This is a genomic window from Bacteroidota bacterium (assembly GCA_018692315.1).
Lineage (GTDB): Bacteria > Bacteroidota > Bacteroidia > Bacteroidales > JABHKC01 > JABHKC01.
In genome coordinates this window covers 1-20,712 of the sequence record JABHKC010000076.1, presented here as the reverse complement: position 1 = coordinate 20,712, position 20,712 = coordinate 1, and the positions used below count along the sequence as shown (strand labels likewise).

The 20,712-nt window shown below is 32.1% G+C and carries 14 protein-coding genes; 6 read left to right on the top strand and 8 right to left on the bottom strand.

Features of this window, described 5'->3' with window-relative positions:
• Window positions 1–19: 19 nt before the first annotated feature.
• The 5 genes from HN894_06230 to mutS form a co-directional block, all read right to left on the bottom strand.
• Window positions 20–1,414, bottom strand: a complete 1,395-nt coding sequence (locus tag HN894_06230; GenBank protein ID MBT7142917.1) for a SpoIIE family protein phosphatase — start codon at window positions 1,412–1,414, stop codon at window positions 20–22.
• A gap of 3 nt (window positions 1,415–1,417) precedes the next feature.
• Window positions 1,418–3,601, bottom strand: a complete 2,184-nt coding sequence (locus tag HN894_06225; GenBank protein MBT7142916.1) for a tetratricopeptide repeat-containing sensor histidine kinase — start codon at window positions 3,599–3,601, stop codon at window positions 1,418–1,420.
• A 109-nt stretch (window positions 3,602–3,710) separates the two neighbouring features.
• Entirely contained in the window at window positions 3,711–5,051 is a 1,341-nt protein-coding gene (locus HN894_06220) for an FtsX-like permease family protein (protein ID MBT7142915.1), read from the bottom strand.
• Window positions 5,052–5,085: 34 nt separating this feature from the next.
• Window positions 5,086–6,468, bottom strand: coding sequence for an RND transporter (locus HN894_06215; GenBank protein MBT7142914.1), 1,383 nt, complete (start codon window positions 6,466–6,468; stop codon window positions 5,086–5,088).
• 159 nt (window positions 6,469–6,627) lie between these two features.
• On the bottom strand, window positions 6,628–9,234 hold the full coding sequence (gene mutS / locus HN894_06210; GenBank protein ID MBT7142913.1) for a DNA mismatch repair protein MutS: 2,607 nt from the start codon (window positions 9,232–9,234) through the stop codon (window positions 6,628–6,630).
• A 277-nt stretch (window positions 9,235–9,511) separates the two neighbouring features.
• On the opposite strand from mutS, the gene xerD reads away from it, so the two are divergent.
• Window positions 9,512–10,408, top strand: a complete 897-nt coding sequence (xerD, locus tag HN894_06205) for a site-specific tyrosine recombinase XerD (GenBank protein ID MBT7142912.1) — start codon at window positions 9,512–9,514, stop codon at window positions 10,406–10,408.
• Window positions 10,409–10,590: 182 nt separating this feature from the next.
• Window positions 10,591–11,310 carry a 2-phosphosulfolactate phosphatase gene (locus HN894_06200; GenBank protein ID MBT7142911.1) on the top strand — a complete coding sequence of 240 codons (720 nt, stop codon included), beginning with the start codon at window positions 10,591–10,593 and terminating at the stop codon, window positions 11,308–11,310.
• Between the two features lie 70 nt (window positions 11,311–11,380).
• On the opposite strand, the gene HN894_06195 is transcribed toward HN894_06200, so the two are convergent.
• The 3 genes from HN894_06195 to HN894_06185 form a co-directional block, all read right to left on the bottom strand.
• Window positions 11,381–13,210 carry a sulfatase-like hydrolase/transferase gene (locus HN894_06195; protein MBT7142910.1) on the bottom strand — a complete coding sequence of 610 codons (1,830 nt, stop codon included), beginning with the start codon at window positions 13,208–13,210 and terminating at the stop codon, window positions 11,381–11,383.
• Between the two features lie 17 nt (window positions 13,211–13,227).
• A complete protein-coding gene (locus HN894_06190; protein ID MBT7142909.1) occupies window positions 13,228–14,295 on the bottom strand; it encodes an amidohydrolase family protein in 1,068 nt (355 codons plus the stop codon).
• 247 nt (window positions 14,296–14,542) lie between these two features.
• Window positions 14,543–15,532 carry a Gfo/Idh/MocA family oxidoreductase gene (locus tag HN894_06185; GenBank protein ID MBT7142908.1) on the bottom strand — a complete coding sequence of 330 codons (990 nt, stop codon included), beginning with the start codon at window positions 15,530–15,532 and terminating at the stop codon, window positions 14,543–14,545.
• Window positions 15,533–15,806: 274 nt separating this feature from the next.
• Between HN894_06185 and HN894_06180 the strand changes: the two genes are divergently transcribed.
• The 4 genes from HN894_06180 to HN894_06165 all read left to right on the top strand — a co-directional run bounded on the left by HN894_06180 (window position 15,807) and on the right by HN894_06165 (window position 20,582).
• Window positions 15,807–16,391: a DUF4328 domain-containing protein gene (locus tag HN894_06180; protein ID MBT7142907.1), complete on the top strand. Its 585-nt coding sequence runs from the start codon at window positions 15,807–15,809 to the stop codon at window positions 16,389–16,391.
• A 499-nt stretch (window positions 16,392–16,890) separates the two neighbouring features.
• On the top strand, window positions 16,891–18,366 hold the full coding sequence (locus HN894_06175; GenBank protein MBT7142906.1) for an SDR family oxidoreductase: 1,476 nt from the start codon (window positions 16,891–16,893) through the stop codon (window positions 18,364–18,366).
• A gap of 63 nt (window positions 18,367–18,429) precedes the next feature.
• Window positions 18,430–19,935 (top strand): cytochrome C, encoded by a 1,506-nt coding sequence (locus HN894_06170; protein ID MBT7142905.1) that lies wholly within the window; start codon window positions 18,430–18,432, stop codon window positions 19,933–19,935.
• A gap of 242 nt (window positions 19,936–20,177) precedes the next feature.
• On the top strand, window positions 20,178–20,582 hold the full coding sequence (locus HN894_06165) for an IS1 family transposase (protein MBT7142904.1): 405 nt from the start codon (window positions 20,178–20,180) through the stop codon (window positions 20,580–20,582).
• Window positions 20,583–20,712 lie beyond the last annotated feature (130 nt).

The following is a 20,712-nucleotide window of genomic DNA, read 5'->3' as shown; positions in this document are numbered from 1 at the left end:
TCCGCAATATTATTTCTATTTAAATTTTAACTCCAATAATCAAAATATCATCTATTTGTTCTTTGTCGCCCATCCAGTCTTCATGATTTTTCAACAAAATTTCATGTTGTGCTGCCATATCATGTTCTTGTATTTGGAATAAAAGTTGTTTGAATGGTCTTGATTTGAATTTTTTATCGTGATCTCCACCAAATTGATCGACATATCCATCGCTAAAAATGTAGATAGTATCGCCAGGTTCAGTTGGAATTACATTATTTGTGAAAGAAATTTCTGAGAAGGCGTGTACACCTATTGGCATTCTGTCTGGCTTCTGAATTCTCAATTGGTATTCCTTGTCTTGCACTATTTCAAAATTTCCTTCATTTTGTTCGCTGGGGCTGAATGTCTTGACTGAATTTCTGTAAATATACATTGGGTTGTTTGCTCCGGCAAATTCTATCATATTACTTTCTTTGTCGATTATGCAAAGGGCAATATCCATTCCGTCTTTTGTTTCTTCAATTCTACCCGATTGATTTAGAGAATTAATTACATTATCTCTTAAATGGTTTAGAATTTCGCTTGCTTTAGTCATATTTGCTTTATTGACAATTTCGTTAAGGAAGGCAATCCCGAGCATACTCATAAAAGCTCCGGGAACTCCATGCCCTGTACAATCGGCAGCAGCAATAAATATTTTATTTTTCTTTTTTGTTAGCCAATAAAAATCGCCGCTTACAATATCACGAGGTTTATCTAAAATTAAATAATCACTAAAATTTTCGTTTAGCAATTGGTGTGGTGGAAGAATAGCGGTTTGAATTCGTTTTGCATACCTAATACTGTCTGTTATTTCTTTTTTCTGATATGTAACTTTTTCTTTTTCTGCTTCTAATTCTTTTGTTCTTTCTTTAACTTTAATTTCAAGATTTTGCCTGAAAGATTCAACAGTGATCATTGCATCGTAAGTCCTTAAACTTGATAATACAACTGAGAAAATATTATCGGTAGTAAGCTCAGTTTTAGTCTTATAATCGTTTATTTCATAGGCAATAACTGCTTCTCGTTTTGGAGCCTGACCGGCTTGTCCTGTCCATAAAACAATTCTGATGAAGGGATTCTCAAGTTTTTCTCTAACATACTGAACAAACTCTAATCCTGCATGAAGAGTTTCCATAACTACATCTAATAAAATTAGAGCAATATCAGGCGTTTTATGAAGTATCTCTCTGGCTTCTTTTCCGGAATAAGCATCATAGAATTTGATTTTTTTCGATTGAAATTCAAATCCGTCTAATGCCATTCTTATCACTGTGTGTATATCTTTTTCATCATCAACTATCAAAACTTTCCATTGCTCGCCAATATTAGTGTCATGAGACTCTTCCTCATCTTCTGCAAATAAATCGTCAAATAATAAATCGTCATCCATTTTTTATGTCTTTATTTCTAGTGGTGTATGAATTGTGAAATTTACTCCCTTTTCTACTTCGCTTTCAACAACTATTGAACCCTTAAGTTTTTGCGTCAATAGGTTATAAACGATGTGCATTCCCAGGCCTGTTCCAAGTTGCTTATTTGTGGTAAAAAAGGGATCGAAAACTTTTGCTAAGACATCTTCCGGAATTCCTTTTCCATTGTCGATATACTGAATGGTTAGTTCACCATTATTTTTTTCTGCATTAATGTTTATTTTGCCAGTCTCTTTTTCGCGGAAACCATGAACAATAGAATTTATTACAAAATTGGTGATGATTTGTGCAAAAACACCTGGGAAACTTTTTAATTGAATATCGTCGGGACATGTAATTTTTACATCAATAGGTTTTTCTTTGAGTTTAGGTTCAAGGCTCATTATCACATCGTTGAGATACGATTTTAAATTAAACTCACGAATATCTTCAGTAGATTGGTCAACCGATACTTGTTTGAAACTTTGCACTAAATTGCCGGTCCTTTCCAAATTTGTAAGAAGCAATTTTCCCGCTTTATAGGCTGAATTTAAGTAAGATTCGAGATCTGTTTTTTTCATTTTCTTACTTTTGTAGAGATCAGCAAAATCTTTTGTTTTATTTATCAACGATGAAGAAGCAGATATCCCAATTCCTACCGGTGTATTTATTTCGTGTGCAACTCCGGCAACTAAATTTCCGAGCGATGCCATTTTTTCAGACTCAACAAGTTGTTCTTGAGTTTCTTTAAGTTCAATCAAAGTTTCAGATACCTTGTTCTTCTGAATTTCTATTTCATTTTTTTGTTTAACAGCTATATCTCTTTTTTCTTCAATTTCGTCCCTTTGGGTTTCAATTTCGTCTCTTTGCATCGATAACAAAACATTTGCAACTTTTTTCTGACTATAGCTTCTATAAACAATTATTGCTATCATCAAAAGCAAGATTACTAAACCTACTGATGCATAAAGTTGAAGGTTCTTTTTCTCATTATCTTTCTGAAGGATTTCATTCTCTTGCTCTTTCTTTTCAGTTTCGTACTTTGTTTCTAGCTCAAGAATGGATTTGTTATTGTCGGCAGTGAAAACCGAGTCGTACATTTCGGTATATTCGTGATACTGAACTAAAGCATTTTCGAAATCGCCCATATTTTCATAAATATCTGAAAGGGATTGAATTGCATAAAGTTTTGTTTTATGAATCTGAAATTCTTCCGCTACCCCCAGGCTTTGATTAATGTATGTTAATGCTTTTTGGTGTTCGCCCAAATTCGAATATGTTAAACTAATATTCATTAGTGCTTCTGCAATTCCTATCTGATCGCCAATTTCTCTGGCAATATTCAACGCTTTTTCAAAGTATTTGAGAGCTTCAGCATAATTTTCAAGTTCATCGTTGTAATAGCCTAAATTGTTTAGATAAAACGAAACTCCCATAAGATCGTCAATTTCTTCTGCAATTGTTAATGCCTGTGATGTATAGTCAATTGCTGTGTGGATTCTCTCTGTATAATCAATATCTATTGATTCGCTGTTTATAACTACATCGCCAAGATTGCTAAGGATGGAGGCTTCTAATTCTCTTTCACCTAAACCTTTTACTATTTCTAATGCTTTTTCGTAATATTCTTGAGCTTTGTCGTATTTGTTCCATAACATAAAAATTGGAGCCATATTTATCATCGACTTGGCTATGCCTAATTCATCGTTAAGTTTTTCACATATTTCAAGCGATTTTTGAAGAAATTCGAATGCTTTTGAATACTCGCCTGTAGCATCGTATATAATTCCTATGTAGCTATAAATATTCGCACTTTCTTTTCTATCTAACAAAGATTTGCTAATAGCTAAGGATTTTTCAAAAAACTCTAATGCTTCCTCATAGTTACTAATAGTAAGGTTAGCCAAACCTAAATTTGAGTATGATTTTGCAATGGCTTTCTGATTTTCGATTTCTTTCGCAATTTGTAGTGCTTTGTTTGCGATGGTAATACAATCTTCGGGATACAAATTCCTGAAATTATAGGCAAATTCGTTTAGTTTATTAGATTTTTCTATTTTAGAAAAGTTTTCAATAGTTGCATACAGGCTGTCAATATTGAGGTCTTCTGCATTAAGTTTATAAAAAAGACTTAATACTACTATTGAAAATATTACTATTTTTTTCATCAATTATCAAAAAATCTTGAAATATCAAAGATATAGTTTTATACTTAAATAAAACTAAAATATTTTGAATTTTTAATTCAAGTGAATATTGATGAGGGTAGAATTTCACCTATTCGTGTCGAAGAGATTCAACCGGATCTTTTTGTGCTGCACGTTTTGCCGGCATGTATCCGAATATTACACCAATGGAAGCCGAAACTCCAAAAGCAATAATTACTGAAAAGGGAGAAATTATTGTTAAGATATCGGCAAATTGTTTAATTAGTTCAGTAAAAACATATCCAAGAATAATTCCGATTAATCCTCCTGTTAAACTAATCATAGTTGATTCTGCAAGAAATTGTACAACTATATCTTTTTTTGAAGCTCCCAAAGCTTGCCTTGTTCCGATTTCTTTTATGCGTTCCATCACAGAAGCTAACATAATGTTCATAATCCCTATCCCTCCTACTATTAGCGAAATACTTGCTATCGCTCCTAATACAATATTAAAAATGTCTTTAGTCTTTTGTTGTTGCTTAAGCAAAAGTTCGGGAACGTTAATTTCAAAATCGGGAACTTCTGAATGTCGCCTTAGTAGCATTCGTGAGAGAATTTCAACTGTATTATTAATTTGTTCAGTTTCTTTGACTTGCACTACAATTTTGTCTAATTGATTATAATTTCCTTCGTCGGTACCGTTCGACGAAGAAATTATTGAGCCTCCTTCGATAAAAAACATACTTGTACTTGATAGTTTCGAACTTATCAATGCCCTATTTTTATATTGCATCAAAACAGTACGAATGGGGATAAATATTTTATTGTTTGACACATTTATTCCAAGTTCTGATGTGAGCTTATTCGAAAAATTCTGATTTTTCAAAACTCCAATAATTTTTAGCCAAACATGTCCACATTTAATGTATTGCCCAACAGGATTTATGTTGTTAAAAAACCTTTTTTGTGTTTTCGATCCTATAATACAAACCGGCAATCCGTGCTCCAGTTGATAATCATTAAAAACTTTTCCTTCTTCCAATTCAATATTGTAGATGTCAAAATATTCTGATGTTACTCCAATCATTTTTGCAGAAGTTCTTTTTCCCTCTCTTGCAATGAAAGATTCTATGGCAATTTCAGGACTGACAATATTTATATTAGGTAGAATTTCTTTGATAGCATTTACATCCTTAAGTGTAAGACCTTTAGAGAATTTTTTCGACTCGCTCTCTTCCTCATTTTCATTTTCGTTTAAATTTGATTTCAGAATTGGAGAAATTACAATATTGTTTACACCAACCAACTTTATTTGTTCAAGGATTTCCTGCTGAGCACCATTACCAATTGCAAGCATACTTATTACTGCTGCAACGCCAAAAATTATTCCTAAAGCTGTAAGAATTGATTTGAGTTTGTTTGCTAATAAGGCTTCAATAGCAATGCTTATATCATGAAAATATCTTTTCATTTTTGTTTTTTGTAATAAAAGTACCGAAATCTTATCAATTTATTGTTATACTAATTTTCTGTTCTAAATCTAACGGAACTTTTTTCTTTTTTTTCAATGAGTCCTTCCTTTCTTTTTGTCTTTCTTCGTTTAACTTCTTTTTAAGGGCCTCCTTTTTTTTAATTTCTTCAAAAATTTCCAAACCTTCGAATTGTAATTCTTCTACATTTTCAGGTGTCGATAAAAGTATCACCTCATCTTTGGCAATTCCTTTATTTACAATAATTTCATTTTCATTAAATTCCCCTAATTCAACAATTTGTTTTGTCGGACTAAAACCATTTTCTTTAATTACAAAACTTAAACTATCGTTTGTGTGAACAGCTTCGAGAGGAATATACAAAACATCCTCAAATTTGGCTGTGAGTATTGCATTGTTGGTGGTCATTGCAGGCCGTAATATTGAGTCATATTCATTGACTCTGATGAGAATCTCAAAAACTTTTGAGTCAGAATTTGGAAGTTGTTCACCAATATTTGCTTTATCGAAAATTATTCCTGTATATTTTTTTTCGGGAAAAGCATCCACGCCAATTTCAACTGCCTGATCAATTTCAATTTTGCTAATATCAATTTCATTCACATATGTTTTAGATATCATGGCAGAAAGGTCGGGAAGCGTAGCAACAACAGGATCCCAGGCACTGATTTTTGAGCCAACTTTACGTTTTGCCCCGCCCCATTCTTTTCTATAAATTACCATGCCTGATTTGGGTGCTTTTATTTCAAATTCGTCCAGGATTTTTAATAAATTGTCTAATTCTCTTTGTTTTTTCGATTTTGTTGCCGAGACTTCAACCATATTTGCATCAGCTTGTTTCTTTTTTATTTCGTAGTTTTTTTTCGCCTGAGAATATGCTCGTTCGGCTTTATCTAAGCTGATTTTTGCCTGACGAATTGTTGCCGGTGTTTCATATTTAGATTGCTCCAATTCTATTTGTCGTTCTTCGAGAGAATAATTCATATTTATCAATTCATCGCGCGCATTTCGCAATTGTAGAGTCGTATCTAATTGAGTTTTAATATACTGTGCTTCAATTTTTTGAATTTCATCGTTCAAATTATTCAATCGATTAGTTCCTTCAGTTCGATCTAAAGTAGCAACATAATCGCCCGAATCGACTACAGTTCCTTCAGGAATTAAATCTGTTATTTGAACATTATAAATTCCATTATTTCTCAATCGGGAAGGTCCTCTGATTTTTTCGGAGTTTTCGGCTTTTAATTCTCCTGTTGTCATCACAACAACCTCGAACTCGCCATACGAAACCTTTGTTTTAATTATTTCAATTCCTTCGGTTCCCGATGAACTGAAAATTGACATTGCAATAATAGCAACTATTATCACAGCGATAAAAATCCAATATTTAGTTTTCATAATCTAAATTATAATTTACTGTACTGAACTAAAAACTACACAATATATTTTGTAAAAATGTATAAAAAAATGAAATGAAATATTAATAAAATTGAGAAATATTTTTTGTAAAATAATGCATTTTTTGAAATTGCTAATATGATAATCTGAAATAATTTATTAAGTCCTCCTTCTTTTTTTCTTCTCTTCTTTTCCAATCAGTTTTTTTACTTCATTGAGCATATTTAAAGCTTCAATAGGCGTTAGGTTGTTTATATCAACTTTTTGAATTTCGTCTCTAATTTGTTCAAGAATCGGATCGTCTAATTGAAAAAAACTTAGTTGATAGCCTTCCCTATTTTTAGAAATTTCTTCGGTTGGTTTGCTTAGATTTTGCTCTTTTTGATTTCCTTCTAATTGTCCTAAAATTTCGTTTGCCCGTTTAACAATACTTTTTGGCATTCCTGCCATTTTTGCAACGTGAATTCCAAAACTGTGTTCGCTACCTCCACGCTTCAATTTTCTCAGAAAAATGATATTTTTATCTAATTCTTTGATGGCTACATTATAGTTTTTTATTCGCGAAAACGACTTCTCCATTTCGTTAAGTTCATGATAATGTGTAGCAAACAAAGTTTTTGCTTTCACTTTTGGGTGTTCATGAATGTATTCTACAATTGCCCATGCTATAGAAATTCCATCGTAGGTGCTTGTCCCTCTTCCGAGCTCATCGAACAAAATAAGGCTTCTGTTGGACAAATTGTTTAGGATGCTTGCAGCTTCATTCATTTCAACCATAAAAGTTGATTCGCCAAGCGAAATATTATCTGAGGCACCCACTCTTGTGAAAATTTTATCGACTATCCCAACTTTTGTCTCAACAGCTGGAACAAAACTTCCTATTTGAGCCATCAAAACTATCAGGGCAGTCTGCCTAAGAAGTGCAGATTTTCCTGCCATATTCGGACCTGTAATTATTACAACTTGTTGGTCGTTGTTATTTATGAAAATATCGTTTGGGATATACTCTTCGTCAATCGGTAGTTGCTTTTCTATTACAGGATGTCTGCCTTGTTTTATGAAAATTTCGACTGAATCATTAATTTCCGGTCTGAAATAATTGTTGTTTTTTGAGATAGTAGAAAACGATAAAAGGCAATCAATTATTGCAATCAGATTTGCATTAAGCTGAATTGGGACAATAAAATCGCTAATGCCTAGAACAAGGTCGTTGAAAAGACGAATTTCAATTTCATGAATTTTTTCTTCAGCAGTAAGGATTTTTGTTTCATAATCTTTCAATTCTTCGGTGATATACCTTTCGGCATTAACTAAAGTTTGTTTACGAATCCATTCAGGTGGCACTTTATCTTTATGTGTGTTTTTTACTTCTATATAATATCCGAATACATTATTAAAACTAATTTTTAGTGAGCTAATACCAGTTTTTTCGATTTCACGATTTTGAATTTTAAGAATAAAATTTTTGCTTGAGCCAGAAATTTCTCTCAAATTATCCAATTCTTCCAAAACATTAGTTTTAATAATATTTCCTTTGCTGATAAGATTGGGTGGATCGTTGCTAAGTTCTTTTTCGATACGTTCTCTTATTGAAATACATGGATTTAGTTGTTCGCCAATTTTTTGTAAAGTAGAATCTGAAGAATTTTGACAAGCTTTTTTTATTGGTTCAATTGCCGAAAGTGCAAATTTAAGTTGCAAAACTTCTCTCGGAGAAATCCGATTTACTGCCACTTTCGATATAATTCGCTCAATATCTCCTATCTGACGAATTTGTTCTTCTACAGAAAGTTTTAAAGTTTCATTTTCATTAAAATATTCAACAACATTTAGCCTTTCACTAATTGGTTGAATATCTTTCAGAGGCATTGAAATCCAACGTTTCAACATTCGTGCTCCCATTGGTGAAATTGTCTTATCCACAATGTCTATCAAGGTTTTTGCATCATCATTCAAGGAATCGAAAAGCTCAAGATTTCTGATTGTAAATTTATCGAGCCATACGAAACGATCTACTTCTATTCTTGAAAGAGTGGTAATTTGTTGATTTTCTCTGTGTTCTGTCAAATCAAGATAATGCAGAATAGCACCTGCTGCAATTATTCCATATTTTAAATTCTGAACACCAAAACCTTTTAATGATTTGGTACTAAAGTGTTTATTCAATCTCTCATTTGCCGAGTCAAAATTAAAAACCCATTCATCAAGCGGATAAGTATAATATTTATTTCCAAATAGTTGAGTAAAGTCTTTTCTTTTTTGTCTGTCAAAAATAATTTCTTTAGGTTTGAAACTACTCAAAAGTTTATCAATATATTCGAAACTGCCATCAGTAAGTAAAAATTCACCGGTCGATAAGTCTAAAAGAGAAATTCCACCATAGTTTTTGTCGAGATAAACACAGGCTAAAAAATTGTTTTCTTTGTGCTCCAACACATTTTCGTTGAGAGAAACTCCGGGCGTAACTAATTCTGTAACACCTCGTTTTACAATATTTTTTGTAAGTTTTGGATCTTCAAGCTGCTCGCAAATTGCCACTCTTTGTCCGGCTCTCACAAGTTTCGGCAAATATGTGTCTAAAGCATGATGAGGAAATCCGGCAAGTTCTACAAATTGAGCTGCACCATTTGCCCGTTTTGTTAGGGTAATTCCCAAAATATCAGCAGCTTTAATTGCATCTTCCGAAAATGTTTCGTAGAAATCGCCAACTCTGAACAACAATATTGCATCAGGGTGTTTTGCCTTGATATTGTTATATTGTTTCATCAAAGGTGTTTGAACCGGTTTATTGCTCTTTGCCAAAATCTTAAAATGAATTATAAATTATGAATTATAAATTAAAAATTGTGAATTACTTGGTTTTCAGGTCATTTTAAGTATAAATAGATTAACATATGTTTTCAAATTTAGTTTTCAAATTTTCAATAATATTTTTACAAAGATAGAAATACTAATTTCTAATTTCTAATTACAAATTGCTATTGATACAAAATTCATAACTCATAATTAATTAATAGTTTTGTTGGAAATTAAAAATTTGAATATGTGGGATTTTGAAATAAATAATTATGAAAATTTTCTTAGGCTGGAAAGAGCCTTATCTCATAATTCCATAAGTGCATATATCAGTGATATCAAGAAATTTAATAGTTTTTTAGAATTATCAAAAAAGGATAAAAAACCCAAGGAGATAGAATTGTCAGATCTTGAAAAATTCATTGAATGGCTTGCTAAAATGGGAATTAGTGCAAGAACTCAAGCCAGAATAATTTCAAGCCTCAAGTCTTTTTTTAAATATTTAATTTTCGATGAAAAGATTGAAAAAGATCCAAGTAGTTTGTTAGAAGCACCAAAACTTGGGATGAAGCTACCTGAAGTTTTGGCTGTGGAAGAAATTGATGAACTACTTGCTACTATAGATTTAAGCAAACCGGAAGGTCAGCGAAACAAAGCAATAATTGAAACTTTATATAGCTGTGGCCTAAGAGTTTCGGAACTGACCAACTTAAAAATTTCGAATTTATTTTTCAAACAATCCTACATAAAAGTTACAGGAAAAGGAAAAAAGGAACGCTTCGTCCCAATTGGAGAGATTGCAAAAAAGGAAATTATTTTGTACATAGAAAATTATAGAAATAAACTTGATATTAAAAAAGACAGCCAGAATATCGTTTTTCTGAATAGGAGAGGAAACAAGCTAACAAGAGTGATGATTTTTACCATAATCAAACAATTGGCACAGAAAATTGGTCTTGAAAAAGCAATCAGTCCGCACACTTTCAGGCATTCGTTTGCAACCCATTTGATTGAAGGAGGTGCCGATTTGCGGGCAGTGCAAGAAATGCTTGGGCACGAATCAATAATTACAACAGAAATTTATACACATCTTGACCGTGAATATCTTAGAGATGCAATTATTAGTTTTCATCCTCGTGGGTGAAATTTTGATATATAATTGTAGCTTGGCATGAAATTAGTTAAGTCGTACCATTTGAGCTAATAAAAACAAATCTGCTTTATAAGATTGACATTCTAATTTATTGACAACAATTTGTAAATTTAGGGATTATATTCCCTAAAAGTTATTACTTTTGAGAAATAGGACTTTAATTCGAAAAAATCATGAAAAATATAGACGTTTGCCTTTCGCCGGAATTATATCATTTGCATGAAAATGAAAATGCAATAGTTGTTGTGATTGATATTATTAGAGCTACAAGCAGTATTTGTGTGGCTTTTGAAAATGGTGTTAAGAAAGTTTTTCCGGTGAAAACCATAGCTGAAGCTTTAGAATATAAAAAAGGCGGATTTCTAATTTCAGGCGAACGAGATAGCTACAAATTGGAAGATTTTGATTTGGGAAACTCGCCATACGATTTTATGACTGAAAAACTTAAAGGTAAATCCTTGGCAATGACCACCACTAATGGAACGCAAGCTATAAAAACTGTTGCTAAAAACAATACTCTTGTATTAGGCTCAATGCTAAATTTCCAATTTTTGTGTGAGTGGCTAATTCAGAAAAACATGGATGTTCTCTTGCTTTGTTCGGGTTGGAAAAACAAGATAAACATTGAGGATTCTGCATTTGCAGGAAAAATTGTTGATTATCTTATTGAAAGCAAATATTTTACTTCTGATGGTGATTCTGCCAATCTTGTCAGAAATATTTATAAAACTGCGAAAAATAATCTTTTCGAATTCGTGATTGAAAACTCGCCCCGTTTAAATTCTAAAAGACATTTTCTTGAAAAGGATATAAAGTTTTGCCTTACTGAACAAAACCTGAGAATGATTCCTATAAAAAATGATAACTATATTGTTCCCGTTTGGGAAACTTAGGGTTTGAATTTCAGGCAAATACTTTTTAATTGAAAACCCGGCTAAAGCAATTGAGCTGAAAGCCTGGAAATTAATGCTTATTGAAATGACTTTCAACAACTTGAAGATATGCTTTCCCGTTTCTTAGGTTTTCTTCAGATGCGATACCTTGATCGAGAATTAATTTTTCTCCAATATTATCGTAAACAATTTGAGAATTTTCAGTAACAAATCCAAAACCATTGTTAAAGCAAAAAAATGCAAATGATGAAGGATCGGTATTAAAAAAGCTTTTGCTAAACAAATATTTCTCTGAAGGAATTTCAAGTTGATTCAAAATTATTTTTGGAATATCGGTCTGAGAGGCTATTGTTGAAACTACAGTCGATGCTTTAGTGATAGCTCCTCCTATCAATAGAAAAGGTATTTTGAACTTTTCCAATTCATAGTATTGCGTATTGTTCGGCAATCTGCTTCCATGGTCGGAAACTATTGCTATAAGTGTATTATCCCACTTTTCAGTTTGTTTTAGTTTATTGATAAAATTTCCTAAAAATCTGTCTGTGTAATTGGCTGAATTTAAAAAACGGCTACCCTCATCTTCGCCATCAAATTCCGATTTTAATGGAACATCGAATGGTTCGTGGCTACTCAAAGTGAAAATCACTTTAAAGAATTGAGTTTTTGAACTAACAATATCTTTATATAATTTATCGAAAACAATATGATCATGAACTCCCCATTTAGAATTGTTGTCCTTTTTTCTGAAACTGGATTTGTCTATAATTTCATCGAATTCCCCATTCACAAAATATGATCGCATATTTGCAAAATTCAAGTCGCCACCATAATAAAATGTTGATTTATATCCAACTTTTTTTAAATCTTTACTCAAGAATGGAAGGTTTTGTGTTTTGTTTGCAAATTTAATTATTGAATTAGTCGGTTGAGCCGGAAAACCACTCAAAATTGATACAATTCCTTTATCAGATCTGTCGCCCGAAGCATAAAAATTATTGAACAATATCCCTTCGTTGCACAATTTATTCAAATTAGGAGTAACTCCACGTTTTCCACCTAATGGTTCAATTATTTTAGAACTGAAGCTTTCTAAAATAATTATGATAATATTTGGATTTTTTGAGTTTGTAATTTTTTCATCAATGTCATTATTGGAATGAAGTTTTTCAAAAATCTCTGTTGCTTTTTTTGGTTCAAAGAACTTAAAGGAATTTAGATCGGAAGTTTTTGTAAGAGAGTAGATTACATTCCAAACCAAATTTATTGCTGCATGGTTTGCGTAAAGGTTTTTATGAAAATATACGCTTCCAATATTCATAGTAGAAACGCCAAAGCCTCCTCGAATTGGGATTATCAGACTGAAGAAAATGATTATCAATAACGTTATATTTAGTGTCTTTCTTACTTTAACTTTTGCAATTTTTGCCTTATGTAATTTATTGTAAATCAGTATAAATATAAAGCTAATGAAAATTGTTGCCAAACTTAAAAGTATTACTAACAACAAATCAGTTGAAGCCATCATTTCTTTCGGATTTGAAATGTATTGCAGGGGCGTTTTGTCGAGTCTGAAACCCCAGTTTCTATACAATTCCATATCGATAACTGTGAGAATGGTTGCCAGAATTATCAGCAGCAAGCTATATATTTTTATGATTTTTAAGAAATGAATATTAGAAAAAACTACTGAAAATATTATCAGTAAACTTGGGAATATTAGAAAATAGCCAATGGTAGAAAAATCAATTTTTAAGCCATGGTAAAAAATCAGAAAAATGTCGTTTACAGGCAATTCAGCTGTAAGTGAATAATTGTATGCCAAAAAAATGGCTTTCATTATTATGAAATAAAATATCCAAAAAAATGAATATTTCACTAAAAAGAAAATTCGCAATTTCATTTATTCTTTATTCACTTTTATTTTATGCCTAAAAACCTTTTTGGATTTTTTCGTGCTATAATATTAAAATTATTCTCCCCTATGAAGGCTCGTAAATCTAAACTAAACCTTCTCTCATTCGTTTGAGTTTCAACCATGTAATAGTCGGAGCCAAACAAAATTTTATCTCTTATTTTTTGGTTTGCCAACAAAACTTTAAATAAAGAAAAGTAGTTCTGATTATTCAGAGTAAATGAGGTGTCTGTATATAAATTTTCATATTCAACTATCATATTTCTGATTATCGAAAACCAATTTTCTTTCTCTTTAGGCGAATCTAAAAACCTGTCCCAAAAATAGTCTGAGCCAAAATGAGCAAGGTTTATTTTAAGTTTCATGAAATCTTTTAAAACATATTCGTAGTTTTTCGGATGGGCAAAATAATAACATAATTCTTTATTGTTTTTCCCTTCCGTCTCAATCTTGATTTTAGCTTCAGAAAGCAATTTAAACAAGTTTTCTTTTTTTCCTCTGAAATGCACAGAATTGTACGGACTGCAATGGCTAATTACCGGCAGATTGTTGTTTTCGCAATATTCATAAATAGGATACAGTCTTTTATCGTAAGGAAAATAGCCAAGCGGTGGATAAAGTTTTATACCTTTAAAATTCCAATCTTCGACACACTTTTTCAGAAAATCGAAAATTCCTTTTCGTCGAGGGTCAATATGGAGAAATGGAAGAATTTTTTCATTTTTTTGTGCAAGTTTTGCAAGTTCTTCAATTTGGTTTTCATATGGTCTGATAACTTTTCCGGCTTCCATAAATGCCATATCCATGGGCAAAACCACAAATTTTGTATCGGGGGGATAAAATTTCTGGCATTCGTCAAAAATTGCTTCTTGCGAATCTAAATTCCCAATACTCATAAATTTTTTGTATCTATCGAAAATGTCTTTGTTTGAGAATGGATTTATATTGTTCAGGATTTTGGAGGCAAAAAACGAGCCTGATTTTGACGCAAAAAATCTAACCAACTTCAAGGGAAGAAATTTAACAGGAATATCTTCTGTTTTAAAAATGTGAATGTGAGTATTATAAATCATGATATTGGGATTTGTCAACATTTGTGATTTGAAGTGATTATTGTTTTTGAAAAATATTGCTGATACTTTTCAAATTATCTAAAATCGTTGTTTCAGGTTTAAAGCTAAATTCTAAAATCAAATTCCTACTTTCCATAATCACTATTTATTTTACAAATAACGAATAAAAATACTTTTCAAATTAAAATTCTATACGCTGCTATATTAGCTCACAATTTGATTATTAAAAAATGCTTCCTCCAAATGCTCAAATCTTCAAATCCTCAAAAGACTTAACTTTGTCGAGAATAGAATGTGCGATGTTTAGAGCAGAATAACCATCATCTATAGAAACCAAAGGAGTAGTTTTGTTTTTAATAGCTGAATAAAAGCCAATTAACTCATCTTCTATGGCATTATTTTCAATAATTTTGGGCTTCTCAATATAAATGATTTTCTCACCTTTGTCGTTCCCAAGGTCAATATTCATATGAAAAGTATTGGTTTTATTGCCATTTTTTTTCTTAATCATAAAAACCTCAGTTTTTTTGTTCAAAAAATCTAATGATATGAAGGCATCTTTTTGAAATAATCTGCTTCTACGCATATTATTCATCGAAATACGGCTTGCTGTAAGGTTTGCAACACAACCATTAGTAAATTCTATTCTTGCACTTGCAATGTCTGGAGTATTGCTCAAAACCGCCAAACCATTTGCACTTATTCGTTTTATGTTAGATTTAACCAGGCTCAAAACAATATCAATATCGTGAATCATAAGATCCAGAACTACAGGAACGTCCGTGCCGCGAGGATTGAATTGTGCCAATCGGTGCGATTCTATGAACATCGGATTTTTGAGGTAGGGTTTGGCAGCAATAAATGCCGGATTAAACCTTTCGACATGTCCAACCTGTACAATTATTCCGGCTTCCTTTGTGAGTTTCAGAAGGCTGGCCGCTTCGTCTAATGTGTTTGTAATTGGCTTTTCGATGAAAATATGTTTCGACATTTTTAAAGCTTTCACTGCACAATCGTAATGCGAAACGGTTGGAGTTACAATATCAATTGCATCTACTGCATCTAACAGACTATCAATAGATTCGAAGGATTTGACATTATATTCACTGATAGCTTTTTCAGTATTTTTTTTATCGGGGTCGTAAAAACCAACAAGTTCGAAATCTGCAATTTTTTTTAGAAGATTAATATGAATTCTTCCTAAAAAGCCTGCTCCTAAAACACCAATTTTAACCATTCCAAATTGTTTTCTGCAAATGTACTTCTTTTTGTCAATCTTGCCGAAATATTGATAATTAATTTTATTAGGACTCAATAATTTTCTTTTTTTTGTGGGAAAAAATATGAATAGGCTATCAGGCTCTACTCCAACCACTAATATAAACAATAATATGGAACATATACAAAACCAAGATACTGACAGAATTGAATTATAAGACAATTCAAGAAGGGCAAAACTGATAATTAATATTTTTTGGGGGATTTGTATCGTGAATCTAATTGCAGTTATATTGGGTTATTATGAATTTGATTTACTTGAAAGGATAAGAGATGGTGGAATTTATTGCTACCAAGAAGCGGAATTTAATGACTTAATAGTGGGCGTAATTGGCATACTACAATCTGGATTATACATTGTCTCAATAGTGTTATTTCTTAACTGGTTTAGGCGAGCGTACGGAAATCTCCACAGAATTCCGGTTATAAACCTCGAATATTCTGAAACTATGGCAGTTTGGAGTTTCTGTATTCCAATAGTTAGCCTTTATAGACCTTATAAAATAACAAAAGAAATTGTAAAGAAGACAAGAAATATATTGACAGAGATACTTCCTGAATATAAGTCGGCTTCAAAACAGACAATTCTTGAATTTTGGTTGGCACTGTTTTTAATAGCAAACTATGTTGGACAATTTGCTCTTAAATCAATCTTCAAAGATGATACAATTGAACAAATGATAACTTCCACTCAAGCCTATATGGTTTCGGACTTTTTGGACATTATTGCAGCTATATTGACATTAATGATGATAAAACAAATATCTCAAGATGAAACACTATTATTTGAAAAAATAAATACTGGTGATAACTCTTAAGAATATAAAAACAGCATAAAATTACTGAATCCCGATGAAAAATCGGGATTGAACTAAACCCAAGCCAGCAGACTTATAGTGAAGGATTTGGCTTATTTGTTTTTAATAATTTGCGGATTTTGGGAGGAAACTAAATATCTGGTTTGTTTTCTGAATTTCATGTAAATGTTGAAATTGATTATTTTCATTTGAGAGTTTTTCAATTTTGATTGCTCGCCCAAAGCATTTTTTGCATTTTGCTAAATATTTCAGACCATTCATTACAGAAATTCATTTCTTTTTTTATCTTTACATATTTTATAAATTAATAAAGATGAAATTACGAAATTATTACTGAATTTGCTGGGTTTATTAGGTAGGATTTACCGATTTATTTTAATAATTCGAGGGTTTTGGAAGGAGAAGGAAAATAAACAGGGAATCTCTAAAATCAAACAAAACTCAAAAAAAAGACAATTCCAAGACATAAAAATAACAATTATAAAGAGCTGAAAAACTAATGAGGATATTATTAACAGGAGCTACAGGATATGTAGCAAGAAGACTATTGATTGTTCTAATAAATCTGGATTATAAAGTCATATGCTGTGTTCGAGATAAAAGAAGACTTGATGTAAGTTCAAGTATTTTACAAAAGGTAGAAATTATTGAAGTAGATTTTTTAGACCCTCAGTCTTTAAAAGTTTTACCACTTGATATTGATGCAGCCTATTACCTAATACATTCAATGGAAGCTTCTGCCAACAGTTTTTACAATCTTGAATCGAGCTGTGCACTGCATTTCAGGGATTATATTAATCGTACAAGTGCAAAGCATGTAATCTATCTTAGCGGAATTGTAAATCAAGCTGAACTTTCAAATCATCTTGCTTCAAGAAAAAATGTCGAAAAAATCCTTGTTTCAGGAAATTACAATATTACGGTATTGCGAACAGGAATTATTGTTGGATCCGGAAGTGCATCTTTTGAGATTATACGAGATATAGTTGAAAAATTACCCTTGATGATAACTCCCAAATGGGTACTTACGAGATCTCAACCTATAGCCATTAGAGACATAAGTTCTTATCTTTCAAAAGTCCTTTTTAATGAAAAGTGCATGAACCAATCGTTTGATATTGGTGGACCTGAGATCCTTACCTACAAGGAAATGTTATTGCAATATGCCAGTGTAAGAAAATTAAAACGAAGAATTATTACAGTCCCAATTATGACAACTCGCTTTTCTTCTTACTGGCTTTTCTTTATTACATCCACCACTTTTCGCTTAGCCACCAATCTGGTTCAAAGCATGAAACATGAGGTAGTTTGTAAAAATAATGATCTTGAAAAGCTTCTTGATATTCATCCCATTTCTTACAAAGAGGCCATAGAGAGTGCTTTTGTTAAGATTAAACAAAATATGGTAATATCAAGTTGGAAAGATCCAGTACACGATTCAAATTTGAGTTTAAAGCTTTCAGAGCATATTGAAGTTCCACAGTTTGGTTGTTATATGGACAGAAAGTCAATTAAAGTCGAAAACCCAGAACAAGTTGTTGAGAATATCTGGTCAATAGGCGGTGAAAGAGGCTGGTATTATGCTACCTGGCTATGGAAAATCAGAGGATTTTTCGACCGATTGGTAGGTGGTGTAGGACTCTCAAGGGGGAGGAAGCATCCTACTGATATTCATGTAGGTGCTGCCATTGATTTCTGGCGTGTTATTTACGATAGCAGACAAGAAAATAGACTTTTACTCTTTGCTGAAATGAAACTTCCAGGTGAAGCTTGGCTTGAGTTTAAAATTGATCAGAACAATGTATTACATCAAATTGCTACTTTCCGACCTAAGGGTGTATTTGGTAGAATGTATTGGGGAATAACTTTACCTTTTCACTTTTTTATTTTCAACGGTATGATAAGAAACATTGCACATACTAATATTACGAATGGAAGTGGCAATAATAAAACGCCGGTTTCTGAGATATTTTGAAAAGTATATCAATCTAAATAATAATGAATTATATGAAAATTAAATTACTAAACTAAACTACAAATAACTATGAAATTACCAGAATCCTATTACAATCGAACTTCCTATGTAGGAACAATAATTACTGCTATTAGTCTTTTACTAATTCTATTTATTTATATACTCACATCCTTTTTTATGGATGGTGGAACTTATATTGGTTTACTATTATATATGTTATTCCCCGGACTTCTCATTCTTGGTCTTGTTTTGATTCCTATTGGCATGTTAATGAGAGTGCGAAAAATCAAACAAGGCAAATCTGAAATAACTCCTACACATATGGTTATTGATATGAATAACCCTAAGCACAGAAACGCTGCAATAATATTTGTTGTAGGAACAATATTATTCCTGATTTTAACAAGTATTGGCAGTTATGAAGCTTTCCATTATACTGAATCAAATCGATTTTGTGGAGGGCTCTGCCATCAGGTTATGGAACCTGAATATTCTACATATCAAACTTCTGCTCATGCTCACGTGAAATGTGTTGAATGTCATGTTGGCCCAGGTGCCGATTGGTATGTTAAATCGAAGATGTCAGGATTATATCAGGTTTATGCAGTTTTATTCGACAAATACCCAAAACCCATTCCAACTCCAATAACCAGCCTTAGACCTGCCCGGGAAACTTGCGAACAGTGTCACTGGCCTGAGAAATTTTATCCTAATCGAATTCGTAACGAGATTCATTATTTAGCGGATAGCCTCAATACGCAATGGAATATTTCATATTTAATGAAAATCGGTCCATCACATGGCTCACAAGGAAATAGCGAGGGAATTCACTGGCATATAAACAGAAATATTAAAATAGAATACATTGAATCAACTCCAGACCGTGAATATATCGGATGGGTAAAATACATTAATTTGGAAACTGGTGATACTACAGTATATAATGACATAGAAGATCCTATGGATGAAGAGACTATAAACACCAGCTCTCCCAGAACAATGGACTGCATGGATTGTCATAATAGGCCATCACATCAGTTTTTGACACCTCAAGATTATATTGATAATGCAATATCTAAAGGTGATATATCATCTGATATTCCAGAGATAAAGAAAATAGCAATGGAGCTATTTACTGATTCCTATGACAACTATGATACGGCTCGGGCAATTATTGCAAATGCAATTAATGAATCGTGCAGAAATAATTACCCTGAATTTTTTGCTCACCAACAGCAATTAATCAAACATAGCATACAAGGAATAATAGATGCATATACTGCGAATAACTTCCCGAAAATGGGATCCAGTTGGGATACTTATCCAAATCATCTTGGACACGTTGAATACAATGGCTGTTTCAGGTGTCACGATGGCAATCATAAAGCAGAAAATGGAAAGTTAATTCGAAGGGATTGCAATCTATGTCATACCATCTTACAACAAGGATTGAATGAAAATCTAGTTTCCGTTCCCTTTGATGATTCACTGGATTTTATACATCCTGTTGATATAGAAGAAGAATGGAAGACGTCCATTTGTACCGATTGCCACAGATATCTGTATTAATAGTAAGCTGAAACTTTTTGTTGTATAAGGGGCATCCACCAATTACTATAATACTCCCCAAATTTCGGACAGATGTTTAAGGTGTGATTTTTTTCATCCGTTTAAACTATTGCTTTTGTGTACACTGATTAGTTTCTGATTACTATTTTGCTGTAATATTTAAACAAGCAATTATAATATTTATTTAACAAATGGGCATTGCTAAATTAGTATTGATTTATTATCTTTGTCTAAAAAAAATTATGAAATGTTTAAAATGTAATTGCACAGATAGAGTGAAAAATGGATTTGCAAAGGGTTTACAAAGATACAAATGCAAAGAATGTGGCTATAACTACACAGTTGAAAATCGTTCTGGAGAATATTCAAGAGCAACCAAAAGAAAGGCATTACAACTGTATTTAGAGGGTTTAGGATTTCGTTCAATAGGTCGAATTTTAGACGTAAGTAATGTATCAATCTTAAATTGGATTAGAGACTTTGGAGATAATGTTAAAGGATTAAAGTCAGATAATAATTCAATAAAATTTGTCGATCTTGAAGAAGTGAATAGCTATATTAAAAATAAAAATAAAACAGTTGGAGTTGGGTCGCTATTGATAGATTTGGAAAAAGATTCATCAACTTCTTTGTTGGTAACATCATAGGATTTAAGGCTCAGTTGAGCCAAAAAAAAATGCGAAAAAGTTGATATTTTTTTCGCATTTTTTTTGAAGCTATAATGTATGGATACTTCCGCTCAATTGAGTTTTAAATCATGTTGGGCTAAGCCACTGA